This window comes from Streptomyces sp. NPDC039430, from assembly GCF_055639435.1.
The window spans coordinates 1-13,551 of sequence record NZ_JBVKAK010000009.1 but is presented as its reverse complement, the minus strand read 5'-3'; the positions used below and the strand labels follow the sequence as shown (position 1 = coordinate 13,551).

The 13,551-nt window shown below is 72.3% G+C and carries 7 protein-coding genes; 4 read left to right on the top strand and 3 right to left on the bottom strand.

The genetic code is table 11. From position 1 onward, the window contains the following. Positions 1-80 precede the first annotated feature (80 nt). Positions 81-3,845 (top strand): AfsR/SARP family transcriptional regulator, encoded by a 3,765-nt coding sequence (locus ACZ7LS_RS22405; protein ID WP_385130584.1) that lies wholly within the window; start codon positions 81-83, stop codon positions 3,843-3,845. Between the two features lie 57 nt (positions 3,846-3,902). On the opposite strand, the gene ACZ7LS_RS22400 is transcribed toward ACZ7LS_RS22405, so the two are convergent. Both ACZ7LS_RS22400 and ACZ7LS_RS22395 read right to left on the bottom strand, forming a co-directional pair. Next, entirely contained in the window at positions 3,903-6,164 is a 2,262-nt protein-coding gene (locus tag ACZ7LS_RS22400) for a sigma-70 family RNA polymerase sigma factor (protein WP_385130581.1), read from the bottom strand. Between the two features lie 244 nt (positions 6,165-6,408). Further along, positions 6,409-7,179 carry a TetR/AcrR family transcriptional regulator gene (locus ACZ7LS_RS22395; protein ID WP_385130970.1) on the bottom strand — a complete coding sequence of 257 codons (771 nt, stop codon included), beginning with the start codon at positions 7,177-7,179 and terminating at the stop codon, positions 6,409-6,411. Positions 7,180-7,728: 549 nt separating this feature from the next. Here ACZ7LS_RS22395 and ACZ7LS_RS22390 point away from each other — a divergent pair. Further along, positions 7,729-9,117, top strand: coding sequence for an NAD(P)/FAD-dependent oxidoreductase (locus ACZ7LS_RS22390; protein ID WP_382527181.1), 1,389 nt, complete (start codon positions 7,729-7,731; stop codon positions 9,115-9,117). Positions 9,118-9,300: 183 nt separating this feature from the next. After that, positions 9,301-11,085 (top strand): ATP-binding SpoIIE family protein phosphatase, encoded by a 1,785-nt coding sequence (locus ACZ7LS_RS22385; protein WP_385130578.1) that lies wholly within the window; start codon positions 9,301-9,303, stop codon positions 11,083-11,085. A 49-nt stretch (positions 11,086-11,134) separates the two neighbouring features. Here ACZ7LS_RS22385 and ACZ7LS_RS22380 read toward each other — a convergent pair whose 3' ends face one another. Further along, entirely contained in the window at positions 11,135-12,481 is a 1,347-nt protein-coding gene (locus ACZ7LS_RS22380) for an MFS transporter (RefSeq protein ID WP_385130967.1), read from the bottom strand. A gap of 132 nt (positions 12,482-12,613) precedes the next feature. Between ACZ7LS_RS22380 and ACZ7LS_RS22375 the strand changes: the two genes are divergently transcribed. Further along, positions 12,614-13,180: a MarR family winged helix-turn-helix transcriptional regulator gene (locus ACZ7LS_RS22375; protein WP_382527187.1), complete on the top strand. Its 567-nt coding sequence runs from the start codon at positions 12,614-12,616 to the stop codon at positions 13,178-13,180. Positions 13,181-13,551 lie beyond the last annotated feature (371 nt).

The window sequence follows — 13,551 nt, the reverse complement described above, 5'->3', positions numbered from 1 at the left end:
GCAGGGGTCTCACGCAAAGGCGGCGCCGCTCCGGGAAAACCCGTCAGCCGTTGTCAGACCCTGCGGTCACAATGGGCCGCGTGCGGTATCTCATCCTTGGCGTCACGGAGGTACGTGACGGACACGGCGGAAGCCTGCCGCTGGGCGGACCCCGGCTGCGGGCGCTCCTCGCCGCGCTCGCGCTGCGCCCCGGCCGGCCCGTCGCCGTCGGTGAGCTGGTGGACGAGGTGTGGGGCGGCGAGCCGCCGCAGGACGCGCCCGCCGCGCTCCAGGCGCTCGTCGGGCGGCTCCGGCGCGTCCTCGGCAAGGAGGCCATCGATTCGGTCCCCGGCGGCTACCGGCTCGCGGCCGTGCCGGACGACATCGATCTGTACGTATTCGAGCGGCTCACGCGCGAGGGGGCGGAGCAGCTCGACGCGGGCGATCCGCGGAGCGCCGCCCGTACCCTGCGCGCGGCGCTCGCGCTCTGGCGTGGGGCGGCGCTCGCCGATCTGCCCGACCGGGACCGCGGCGTACGGCCCGAGGCCCAGCGGCTGGCCGCCCTCCAGCAGCGCATCGAGGCCGATCTGCGCCGGGGCGCCACGGCCACGCTCGTACCGGAGCTGCGGGAGCTGGCCGCGGACCACCCGTACGACGAGCCCTTCAGGGCGCAGCTCATCCGGGCGCTGTGGGCGGAGGGCCGCCAGGCCGACGCGCTCGCGGCGTACGAGGACACGCGCCGCGTCCTGGCGGACGGGCTCGGTGTGGACCCTGGTCCCGAACTGGCCTCGCTGCAAAGGCAGTTGCTGGAAGCCACCGGGGCGGGTACCGCTTCCCGGGCGGCGGGCGACACCGCCCTTCGGGCCGTCGCCGATGCCTCTGATGCCGCTGCCGTCGCGGTGGTCGCCGCTGTTCCCGTTATGCCCGCTGTTCCCGCTGTTCCCGCTGTTCCCGCTGTCTCCGCTTTTTCCACTGGCGCTGACCCCGCTGACCCAGGTGATCCCGTCGACCGTGCCGATCTCGCTGCTCCCGTCGATCCCGCCGATCTCGTCGGCCGGGCGCCCGCGCCCGCCGGGGACAGCCGCGAGCCGCCCGGCAATCTGCGCCCCCGCCTGACCTCGTTCGTCGGCCGCGAGCGCGAACTCCACGTCATCCGTGCCGATCTGCGCCGCTCGCGCCTCGTCACCCTCACCGGACCCGGCGGCTCCGGCAAGACGCGCCTGGCCGAGGAGTCCGCGCCCCGGAACGCCTGGCTCGTCGAACTGGCCCCGCTTGAGCATCCCTCCGCCGTGCCCGGGGCCGTACTGAGCGCGCTCGGGCTGCGCGAGACCCAGCTCACCGCCCGCGACGGCCGCCCCACCCAGAACGATCCGACCGCCCGGCTCATCGAACATCTCGCCCGCAGCGGCACGCTTCTCATCCTCGACAACTGCGAGCATGTGATCGGGGCGGCCGCCGCTCTCGCCGAGACTCTGCTCACCCACTGCCCCGGCCTCCGGATCCTGGCGACGAGTCGTGAGCCGTTGGGGGTGCCGGGTGAGTCGGTGCGGCCGGTGGAGCCGTTGCCTCCGGATCCGGCGCATCGTTTGTTCGCGGAGCGTGCTCGTGCGGTGTGGCCGGGGTTCGATGTGGCGGGGGATCCGGCGGCGGTGGCGGAGATCTGTCGTCGTCTCGACGGTCTGCCGCTGGCGATCGAGCTGGCGGCGGCGCGGTTGCGGATGCTGACTCCGCGTCAGATCGCGGACCGGCTCGATGACCGGTTCCGGCTGCTGACCAGCGGGAGCCGGACGGTCCTGCCGCGTCAGCAGACGCTGCGCGCGGTCGTCGACTGGTCCTGGGACCTGCTGGACGAACGGGAGCGTACGGTCCTGCGCGAGGTGTCCGTCTTCGCGGGCGGCTGGGATCTGACGGCGGCCGAGGGCGTGTGCGGCGGCGCGGTCGCCGTGCCCTCAGGCGGCGCGGCGGGCGGCGCGGCGGGCGTCTTGGCGGGCCGCGCGTCCCCTGGCTCGTCCGCTGGGCCTTCCGGCCGGGCGTCCCCCGACTCGCCCCGTAATCACAGTGCCCCCCGTACTCCCAGTGCTCCCCGTACTTCCAGTGCCCTCAACGTCCTCGATGTCCCTGATCTGCTGGGCGCGCTGGTCGACAAGTCCCTCGTCGTCGCCACCCCGGCCCCCGGCCCCGGCGGCGCGATGCGCTACCGCCTCCTGGAGACCATCCACGAGTACGCCACGGAACGCGCCGCCGAGGCACCCGCCGTACGGTCCGCCGCCGAGCGCGCGCACACCGCGTACTTCACCGCTCTCGCCGAGGAGGCCGAGCCCCGGCTGCGTTCCGGGGAGCAACTCCCCTGGATCCGCCGCCTGGAGATCGACCTCGACAACATACGGGCCGCCCTCCACCGCAGCGTCCTGGCGGGCGACGAGGAGACGACGCTACGGCTGGTCTTCGCCACGGGCTGGTTCTGGTGGCTGCGCAACCACCGCCCCGAGGGGCTCGCCTGGGTGGAGTGCGCGCTCAGCCTCGGCCCGGAACCGGCCGGCACCGACGACCCCCGGTACTGGCCCCGGATGCAGCTCCAGGTGCTGCGCGTCTTTCTCGCCGGTGAGAGCGGCCAGGCCGAGAAGCTCCGCACCGACCCGCACTTCCAGGAACTCATCCGGCGGATCCGCGAGGCCTTCAGCAGACCGGGTCCGCAGTCCGCCCGCTTCCCCGGGCTCCTGTGGGGACTGATCGTCCACGACAGCGACGAGAAGCTGGACATACGCGCCACGATGGACGCGTCCATCGCCAACTGCCGTGCGTACGGCGGCGACTGGGAAACGGGCGCGCTGCTGATGGGCCGTACGCACCTGGTCGTCGACATGCCCGGCGGACTGGACGGCGTCGATCAGGACCTGGCCGAACTGCGTGAGCTGAGCCGACGCGTCGGCGACCGGTGGATGCGCGCCCAGGTGGCGAGCGCCGTCGGCGAGGCGGGCATGGCGCGCGGACGGTACGAAGAGGCGCGGTGCGCGTACGAGGAAGCGCTGCGGTTCGCCCGCGAGGTGGGGGCGCACGCCGAGGCGCCTTTGCTGCTCGCGCGCCTGGCCGAGCTGGCGTACCGCGCCGGTGACACGGCCGCCGCGGAGCGACGGCTCGACCGCGCCGCCGAAGAGGCCGAGCGCCATCAGGTCCAGGACGCCCGCGCTGTCGTCCCCTTCATGCGGGCGGTCTTCGCCATGGACCGGGGCGAGATCTCCCGGGCCAGACCGCTGCTGGACGAGGCGAGGTCCGAAGGCGAGCACGGCACACCACCCCCGCTCTTCGCCGCGGCGGCCGACGCGCTGGACGCCCGGATCGCCGCGTACGAGACGAAGGGGCCGGTGGCCGCGGCCCGTTCGCTGGCGGCCGTGCTGCGCACGGCGAGGAAGAGCGGGCTGGCGGCGCCGATCGTCGCCCAGCTCGCCGAGATGGCGGCTCCGGTGGTGCTGCTCACCGGTGATCCCCGTGGCGCTGTGCGGATCCTGGCCGCCGCCGGGACATGGCGGGCGGGCTGCCCGCGCTCCGTACCGGAGTTGACCGAGGCCCGGCGGATCGAGACGCTGGCCCGCGCGGAGCTGGGCGCGCGCGGGTACGAGGCGGAGCACGAGGCCGGACGCGTCCTCACCCCCGACCAGGTCGCCGGACTACTGGAGCTTGAGCACGACGGACGGCCCGACGAGCGGGACGGAGCGGGCGAGCGGGACGGAGCGGGCGAGCGGGACCAGGCGGACGGGGAGCACCAAGCCGCCGAGCGGGACGAAGCCGTCGAGCGACACGGGGCCGTCGAGCGGGACGAAGCCGACGGGCGACACCGGGCCGCCGAGCGGGACCGGGCCGACAGGTAGGCGCCGCGCGGTGGTCCGGGGGCAGTGCTCCGGGGCGGTGCTCCGGGGGCCGGCCCGTCAGCGGCAGCTGATCCGGGACCGGGCCCAGTCGGCGAGTGCCACCACGTCGAACGGCGTATGCGGCTCCACCACCAGCCGGATGGTCTTCCGTCCGGCGATCCCCACGTCCACGGGTACGGCCGCGTCGCCACCGCTCACCACGGGCGAGCGCCAGAGCCGAGTCCCGTCGCCGTACAGCGAGAAGCGCACGGAACCGAGCCCCATCGTGAGATCGTCCACGCCGACCAGGGCCGCGTAGCGGGAGCAGCTCCGGTTGAGGTCGATGGTGACCGACGAGGCGGAGTGCATGGTCACGCCATGGCTGTAGCGGGTGCCGCCGATCGACACGCCCGAACGCTGCCAGAGCCAGCCGCTCGCGCCGAGCCGTACCTCCGGTTTGGAGCCGTCGCCGATGGGGCCGAACGCCAGCTGGTTCACCTGGAAGTCGGCCAGGGCCGGCGGCGGCTTCGGGCTGGGGGGCGGCTTCGGCGCGGGAGGCGCCGGCGGTTCGGGCCTGGGTTTGGGCGGGGGCTTCGGGGCAGGGGTCCGTGACGGAGTGGGCTTCGGCGAGGGGGAGGGCTTCTCGCTGGGTTTGACGCTGGGCGTCGGCGAAGGTGCGGGCGGGGGCGGCTTGGGCGCGGCCGGTTCCGGCGGCTCGGGCGACGGCACCGGCTTCTGCGGTACGAGGGGCTGCGCGACCGGCGGCTTGGCTTTGGGCGGCCGATCGGGCCCGGAGTTGTTCGCCAGCGCGAAGACGAGACCGGCCGCCGCGGCGACGGCCACCAGCCCGCCGATGCCGGCCTTCGCCGGTGCGCCGAGCCCCTCGGACGCGACGGCTCCACCGCCGGCCCCAGCCCCGGCGCCCCCCGCGGCTCCGCCCGCCGCGCCGCCGGACGCTCCGCCCACGGCTGCCCCGCCGGACGCTCCGGCGGCGGCGCCACCCGAGGCACCGGTCGCGGCAGCGGCGGCACCGGCACCGGTCGCCCCCGCGGCGGCGCCCGCCACGATTCCGGCCGCCTTCAGCGAGTAGCCGGCGGCGAACCAGCCGATCACCGCGATCGGCAGGACCACCACGGCCGGGATCTCGGCGTTGAACTGCGCCAGTTCGCCCGCCGCGAGGCGGCACTTCACGCACTCGTCCAGATGCTTGCGCAGCCCGCGTTCGGCACGCATCCGCAGTCCGCCACGTGCGTACGCCCCGAGCCGGTCCGCGTACTGGGAACAGTCGCCCTCCGAAATCAGCGCGGAGTTCACATGGGCCTGCAGATACGCCTGCTTGAGGCCCTCGCGCGCCCGGCTGGCCAGCACGGCCGTGGCATTGGCGGACAGCCCGAAGAGCGGCGCGACCTCGCTCGGCGACTCCTCCTCGACCGTGGTGTGCCAGAGCACGGCCTGCCAGCGCTCGGGCAGGCTGCGGAACGCCCGCATGGCCATGGACTGCTCGGCCTCGCGCATCGCCAGGACGTCCGCGCCCAGATCGAGGGTGTCCGCGTCCGAGACCTCGGAGGCGCGCGCGGCCTGCGCCGCGAACACCGCGAAGTCCTCGACCAGTTGCTCCCGCTTCGCGGACTTCGCCCAGGAAGCGGCCACGCGCCGTACGGTCGTCATCAGATAGGCGCGCACCGCCTGCTCGGGCCCGGCGCCGCCCCGTACCGCCTGCAAGGTACGGGCGAACACCTCGGCCGTCAGGTCTTCGGCCGTGTGCGCGTCGCGGCAGCAGGAACGGGCGTAACGGCGCACCGACTGCGCGTGCCTGCGGAACAGCTCCTCGTACGCGTGGTCGTCGCCGGCCCGCATCCGCTGGATCAGATCGGCGTCCGACAGGGGCCGCCCGGCAGCGGGCAGTTCGAGTGTCGGCTGATCCACAGCATGATCCACGGCCTGGTCCACGGACTGGCCCGCAGCCTGACCCACAGCATGATCGACGGACTGATCGACGGACTGATCGACGGACTGGTCCACTGGGTGATCCATGACTGGTTCTGCGGGCTGTTCCACGGAAGAACCGCTGCTCCGTTCACGCTGCGGCGGCACGCTGGTCTCCGCCCCCGTGGGCCCGTCCGCACCCCCCGCACCGCCCGGACCTCCACGCGCCCCACGAGCCCCACGAGCCCCACGCGGCCCCGAACTCCCAAGTTCCGGCGCCCTCTTGGGCCCGCCCTGGCTCGGCACCTGCCGTGCGGACGCCCCTTCGGGTCCCGTACCGCCCTCGGTAGCGCCCCCGGTTCCACCGCCGGTTCCGCCGCCTCGAAGCGGCTTGTCCCGTCCGTCACCCTTCATCGCGGAAGCCCCCGTACGCACCCCTCTGACCCGAACACCGGGCCAGCGTGCCACAGCGCGCCGCACCGCCCGGGCCTTCGTGCCCGGCAACCACTCATCCGGGGCGGTTTCCCAGACGATCGCTTTAATCTTCACCCTTTCGGGGAAGGATCAAGGGCGTTTATCGGTAGGCCAGTTCGAGGCGGACGGGACGGTCACGAGGGCCGCACGGACCCTCGTGACCGGACGACGTACGGACGCCGCCTTACGCGGGCCGGGACCGCAGCCCCTCCAGCAGGATGTCCAGCAGCCGTGCCGAGGCCGCCGCCTGATGCGCGGCGTCCGGCAGCGCGGGCGCGGGCGTGGCTATCACCAGCAGCACGTCGGCCACGGTCACATCGCCCCGCAGCTCACCCGCCGCCCGCGCCCGCTCCACCAGTTGTCCGACGACATCGAGCAGTTCAACGGCGCCCGGGTCGTCCAGATCCTCCGCCGACGGCCGCTGTCCGACCACCCGCAGTTCGGGCCGGCCGGCCTGCCGCTGCTGCGGAACCCGCGCCTCGTCCTGCGCGCTTCGTCCCGCCACCGCGTCCGGCGCGACGCGTCCCGCCGACTCTTCCTCGGCGTCCGCGCCCACCCGCAGCACCTGCGGGGGCAGCAGCCGTCCCGCGCCCGACGCCACCGACGTGCGCAGGAAGCGGGAGAGAGCCGACCAGGGCTCGTCCTCCTGCCCCAGTGCCGTACGCGCCTGGTCCGTCAGCCGGGATGTCTCCTCCTCGGCTATCCGCCTGACCAGTACGTCCTTGCTCGGGAACCGCCGGTAGACCGTCCCGACCCCGACCCTGGCCCGGCGCGCCACGTCCTCCATCGGCGCCCCGTACCCCAGCTCGCCGAACACCTCGCGAGCGGCCCGCAGTACATGCTCCAGATTGCGCTGTGCGTCCACGCGGAGCGGCGCCGAGCGCCCCGGCCCTCCAGAGCCGGAGCCGGAGCCGGAGCCGGAGCCGGAGCCAGAGCCCGGAACCCCGGATCCGATCCCTCCGGATCCGAGCCCTCCAGAACCCGGCCCTCCGGACCCAGGCCCCGCAGAACCCGTCGCCGCGGATCCCAGCCCTCCGCTTTTGCCTGTACCTGCCGTGCTCACAGCGGCACCTACTGTGCCCGCCGCGCCTGCCGTATCCGCTGTCGTGCTCGTTCTCCCGCCGTCGTCCGAAACGACGGCAGCCTGCCGATGCGAATCCTGAATGTGCATAGCGTTCCCCCGGTAATGATGTCTCCCCCCGGAGACTCCCCGCCCTGACAGCCGAGGTCGCGGTCCAGTCACGAGCCGGACACCCCGACGAGGTACGAACATAGTTGAGCCCGGGTCAATTCAGAAGGGGGTGGTTCCGCACGGAGCGCCCCCCGATCGGAGCAAGGACCGGAAGGTGCCTGATTCACCCCCCTCCCGCCCCCGCCCGCGCCCGCGCTGACCTGCGTTCCTCCGCCGATCCCGGCGCTTTTCCCCGCGCGGGACCGCGAACGGCCTCCGGTCACACAATCTGTCGCGCCTGTGGACAAACACCGGGGCCCGTTGCGTCATGGGATGGTGAAGGCTGAGAACTCCCGGGGGACGACCCCCGCTCCCTCGCCCGCCACGCGCGTTCTCGTGGTCGGCGGCGGCTATGTCGGGATGTACACCGCGCTGCGTCTCCAGCAGAAGCTGAAGAGCGGCGAGGCCGAAGTCGTCGTGGTGTCGCCCGACCCTTATATGACGTATCAGCCATTCCTGCCGGAGGCGGCGGCGGGAAATATCTCGCCCCGCCATGTCGTGGTCCCGCTGCGGCGGGTGCTGCCCGGCTGCACCATCCTCATCGGCGAGGCCACGGCCATCGACCACGCCAAGCGCACCGCCACCCTGCGGACCCTCGGCTCCGAGGAGGAGGGAACCGGCACCGTCGAGTTCACCTACGACGAACTCGTCCTCGCGCCGGGCTCCGTCTCCCGTACCCTCCCCATCCCCGGTCTGGCCGACCACGGCATCGGCTTCAAGACCGTCGAGGAGGCCATCGGGCTGCGCAACCACGTCATCGAGCAGATGGACATCGCTTCCTCCACCCGCGACCCCGCGATCCGCGCCGCCGCCCTGACCTTCGTCTTCGTCGGCGGCGGATACGCGGGGGTCGAGGCGCTCGCCGAACTGGAGGACATGGCGCGCTACGCCTCGCGGTACTACCACAACATCAAGGCCGACGACATGAAGTGGATCCTCGTCGAGGCCACCGGCAAGATCCTCCCCGAGGTCGGCGAGGAGATGGGCAAGTACGCCGTACGCGAGCTGCGCGCCCGCAATATCGACGTACGGCTCGACACCCGCCTGGAGTCCTGCGAGGACCGGGTCGCCGTACTGAGCGACGGCGCCCGCTTCCGCACCCGCACGGTCGTCTGGACCGCCGGCGTCAAACCGCACCCGATCCTCGCGGCCTCCGATCTGCCGCTGAACGAACGGGGCCGCCTCCTCTGTACGGCGAAGCTCTCCGTCGACGGCGCCGAGCACGCCTGGGCGGCCGGCGACGCGGCGGCCGTCCCCGATCTGACGGCGGACGAGCCCGGCACGGAGTGCGCGCCCAACGCCCAGCACGCGGTACGCCAGGCCAAGATCCTCGCCGAGAACATCGTCGCTTCCCTGCGCGGCGAACCCCTTCAGGACTACCGTCACGCCTACGCGGGCTCGGTCGCGTCTCTCGGCCTCCACAAGGGGGTCGCGCATGTCTACGGCCGTAAGCTCAAGGGCTATCCGGCCTGGCTGATGCACCGCGTGTACCACCTCAGCCGCGTCCCCACCTTCAACAGGAAGGCCCGCGTCCTCGCGGAATGGACCCTTTCCGGGCTCTTCAAACGGGAGATCGTCTCCCTCGGTTCGCTGGAGCATCCGCGCGCCGAATTCGAACTCGCCGCAGGAGGCGAACGTCCCGAACGCCCCAAGGACACGTAGAAGACGCGACTGGCCCCACGGTCAGTGCGGTCGGCCACACTGGACGTGTGACCATAGGTGGGTTCACATCTGCACAGAGAGTGATCCGGCCCGCTCGGCGCAATCCGGCCCCGACGACCTGCCCCGGCTCGACCAGCCCGGCCAAGACGAACAGCACATCGACACCATGAGGCCTGAGATTCCGTGAACTTCACGCGTTGGAGCGCCCGGCTCCCCGGTACGCAACGCCGCGCCGCCGCGCGAACGGGCCGCGGTTCCGTGCCCGCGGCCCGTGGTGAGTACGAGCAGCGGCCCGACCCCGACCCCGACCCGGAACCTGTGACGGACGTTCCCGCCCTCGAAGACCTCTCCCTGCGGGAAATCCTCGGCGGACTGCCCGCCCTGGTCGCCCTGCTGTACGGCCCCGAGCACCGGGTGGCGTATGTGAACGACGCGTACGCCACCGCCTTCGGCCCGCGTCCGCTCGGCGCCACGGCGGCCGCGAGCTGCCCCGAGCTGGCGGAGCTCGGGCTGTTCCCGCTGCTCGACCAGGTGCTCCGCAGCGGAAAGCCGCGCACGGTCAAGTCGCGCAAGGTCCAGGTCCGCGGCCGGCAGAAGGAACAGGCCAAGGAGCACGGCAAGGAGCAGCCGGCCAGGGAGCAGCCGCCGAGGGGCCAGACGTCCAAGGGCCAGACGTCCAAGGGCCAGACGTCCAAGGCACAGGGCAGAGAACACGCCGAAGGCGGCGCCCAGGAAGGCTCGTACACCGTCACGTGCACCCCGGTCGACTGCCAGGGCTCCGGCGGCGTCCTCGTCTTCGCCGCCGATGTCACCGACCACGCCGAGGCGGCCGATCGCCTTCGCACCAGCGAGCGCGGACACCGCAGGACCGCGGTCACCCTCCAACGCTCCCTGCTCCCGCAGGAGCTGGAGCAGCCCGACGATCTGCGCGTCGCCGCCACCTACCAGCCGGGCGGCGAGGACGCGGCGGTCGGCGGCGACTGGTACGACGTGATCACGCTCGGCGCCGGGCGTACGGCCCTGGTCATCGGCGACGTCATGGGCCGGGGTGTACGCGCCGCCGCCGTCATGGGCCAGCTGCGTACGGCCGTCCGCGCCTACGCCCGGCTCGATCTCCCGCCGCACGAAGTGCTCCAGCTGCTCGACGGACTCGCCGCGGAGATCGACGCCAGCCAGATCGCCACCTGCGTGTACGCCGTCCACGACCCCAACGAGGGGCGGCTCGTCTACGCGTCCGCCGGCCATCTCCCGATCCTGGTACGGGCGGAGGACGGCTCGGTCCAGCGCGCGGCGGACCCGACGGGCCCGCCGCTCGGCACCGGCGGCTGGCTGCACTCCTCCGGCTCCATCCCGCTCCCGCCCGGCTCCACGGCCGTCCTCTACACGGACGGCCTGGTCGAGCGGCGCGGCGAGGACATCGACGAAGGCGTCGCCTCCCTGGAACGCGCGCTCTCCGGCGCGAAGGGTTCACCCCAGGTCGTCTGCGACCGGCTGATCCGCTCCCAGGGCGTCACGGCCGATCATGACGACGATGTCGCGGTGCTCGTCCTGCAGCACCCCTCCCGCACCGGCCCGGACGCGGAGCTGTTCCACAACGCCGCGCTCGATCTGCTCGGCGGCATCGAGGCCGCCCCGCGCGCCCGCGCCTTCGCCATGGGGGTGCTCGCCTCCTGGCGCTTCCCCGTCGAGCTGCGCGATCTGGGCGTACTGGCGACCAGCGAGCTGGTGGCGAATTCCCTGCAGCACGGCACACCGCCCATGCGCCTCAGACTCCGCCGTACCGACCGTCGGCTGATCATCGAGGTGACGGACGGGGACGACCATCTGCCGCGCCGCCGCCGCGCCGAACCGGCGGACGAGGCGGGCCGCGGAATCTCGATCGTCGCGACGATCGCCTCGTCCTGGGGATCACGCCGTACACCGGGGGGCGGCAAGGCGGTGTGGTGCGAGTTCGCACTGCCGCACTGACCGCCCCCTCACCGCACTGACCGCCCCCTCACCAGCAAGGGGCGAGCGGTCAGCGCGTCGGCGCCAGGGCGGCCTCGGGCCCGGTCTCGGGCTGGTGCCGGACGACCACGCGTGAGGCGGTCGCGAGCGAGGGCTGGTCCTGTACGGGGGTGAGCTGCCGCCCCAGCCGGAGGGCCAGCGCGGTGATGCCGAGCGAGAACAGCACGAACGTCACGATGTACGGACCTTGCAGCGCGGCGCCCATGGGACCGCCCACGGCGGGACCGACGGCCAGGGCGAGCTGCTTGACCAGCGCGAACGCCGAGTTGTACTGCCCGACCATCGACGCCGGGGCCAGGTCGGCCACCAGCGGGGCGACGGTCGGCGACAGCATCGCCTCACCGAGCCCGAACAGCGCGTACGTCGAGATGAAGGCGACCGTCGCCATCAGCTGACTGCCGTGCCCGAGCCCCGCGTACCCCGCGATGACCCAGGCGAGAGCCCAGATCAGCCCGACGGCCGCGATCACCCGGCTGCGCTTGCGGCGCTCGACCAGCCGCAGCACCACGAACTGCGCGATCACGATCACCGCCGTATTGGCGGCCAGCGCGATCCCGAGCGTCGACGGATCGATTCCGGCCGCCTCGGTGCCGTAGGCGGCGAGCCCCGACTCGAACTGCCCGTAGCAGGCGAAGAACAGCACGAAACCCAGCACGCACAGCTGGAGCATGGCCCGGTGGCTCAGCAGCGCCCGCATCCCGCCACCCCGGCCATCACCGGCAACGTGACCGGGACCGGGACCGGCGGCGCCGTCGCCCGCGTCCTGGGGGTCCTGGGGTACGACACCCACGAGGGCGCCCGGCCGGGGCAGCCGGACGGTCAGGGCGATGCCCGCCAGGACGAGGAACATCACGGCCTCGATGGAGAACAGCAGCAGGAAGCTCCCCGGCCTGCTCTCGTCGACGAGCTGCCCGCCGATCAGCCCGCCGACCCCGAGCCCCAGATTCGCCAGGAAGAACTGAGTCGCGAACGCCCGCGTCCGTGTCGTCGGCGACGAGCACCAGACGATCATCGTGGCCAGGGCCGGCTGCATGACGGCCGTACCGGCACCGAGAAGCGTGGCCGACAGCACGGCCACCGGGACACTCCCGGACACCCCCATGGCCAGCGCGCCCGCGGACGCCAGCAGCGCGCCCCCCACCAGCACGGGCAGTGGCCCGCGCCGGTCGATGACCCGGCCGGTGAACGGCAGGACGACCAGTGCCGCCATGGCGAAGACCGCCAGCACGGCACCGGCCGTACCCGCGCCCAGGTCCCGCACCTGAGCCACATACACATAGAGGTACGGAACCGTGAACCCCAGCCCGAACGCACTCAACGCGTTTCCCGCCTGGATCCGGCGCATCGCAGCGCCCATCGCCCTGGTCACACTCACCTGCCTCGGAGGTTGAAGAACTGAAGTCTCAAGACTTCAAAGCTAAAGTTAGGGTCTCAACAATACACATCGAAGGACTTCAACGCCAACAGAGATGCGTGGCATACTGCCCCGATGTCCGACACCCCCGAGAAACCCGGTACGCCTGGCCCCCAGGAGCCGAGCCTCGATGAGCAGATCGCCGCCTATCAGCGCGAGTTCCGCGATCTCGACCCCCAGGTCGAGCAGATCGTCTCGGCACTCGGCCGGCTGAACCGCCGTATGCAGGTGGCGTATGGCCGACAGGTCTCCGACCTCGGTATCAGCAACGCCGAGTGGGAGGTCCTCAAGACCCTCGTACTCGCCGGAGCCCCTTACCGCCTAGGCCCCGGCGAACTCGCCAAGCGCCTCGGCCTCACGCCGGCCGCCATGACCCACCGCATCGACCGCATGGCGGGCGAGGGCCTGGTCACGCGCGACCGCGACGAGAAGAACCGCGTCCGCGTGATCGTGGAGCTGACGGACGAGGGCCGTACGAAGTGGCTCGCCGCGATGAGGATGGCCTCCGAGTTCGAGGAGGAGCTTCTCCAGGACCTGTCCGGGGACGAACGCGGAGTCCTCGGCGAGATGCTGATCCGCCTCCTGCGCCGCGTGGAACATGCCCAGCCGGACGCGGGCGGGCGCCTGACGGACCTGGACTAGGACAGGGGCGTATGCGGGTGCGGGGCGGCGGTTGGGGTTGGTTTGACAGTCCCCCGGCCGGTCCGTAAGGTTCTTCGAGTTGTCACGGGGCCGGAACGGTTCTGCGACAGCCACTCCCGCCGCAGCAGCGGCACCCCAACTCAGCACGATCCCCAGTCGGGATCAATTTCGGCATGCCGAAATTGATTTCGAAGACTCGATTATGAGTCGTCTGCGGAATCCGCTAGAGTCTGGGACGTCGGAACGGCCCAACAGCCGGGATGACAAGCCCACTTCGACTGGGAATCAGGCCCGAAAGGATCTGATAGAGTCGGAATCGCTGGAAAGGGAAACGCGAAAGCGGAAAACTGGAAGGCGGCCCCGCTCCGACG

Excerpts from the sequence above, each read along its gene's own strand:
- ACZ7LS_RS22380 (WP_385130967.1), bottom strand. The coding sequence starts at position 12,481 with ATGGGCGCTGCGATGCGCCGGATCCAGGCGGGAAACGCGTTGAGTGCG.
- ACZ7LS_RS22390 (WP_382527181.1), top strand. The coding sequence starts at position 7,729 with ATGGTGAAGGCTGAGAACTCCCGGGGGACGACCCCCGCTCCCTCGCCC.
- ACZ7LS_RS22400 (WP_385130581.1), bottom strand. The coding sequence starts at position 6,164 with ATGAAGGGTGACGGACGGGACAAGCCGCTTCGAGGCGGCGGAACCGGC.
- ACZ7LS_RS22375 (WP_382527187.1), top strand. The coding sequence starts at position 12,614 with ATGTCCGACACCCCCGAGAAACCCGGTACGCCTGGCCCCCAGGAGCCG.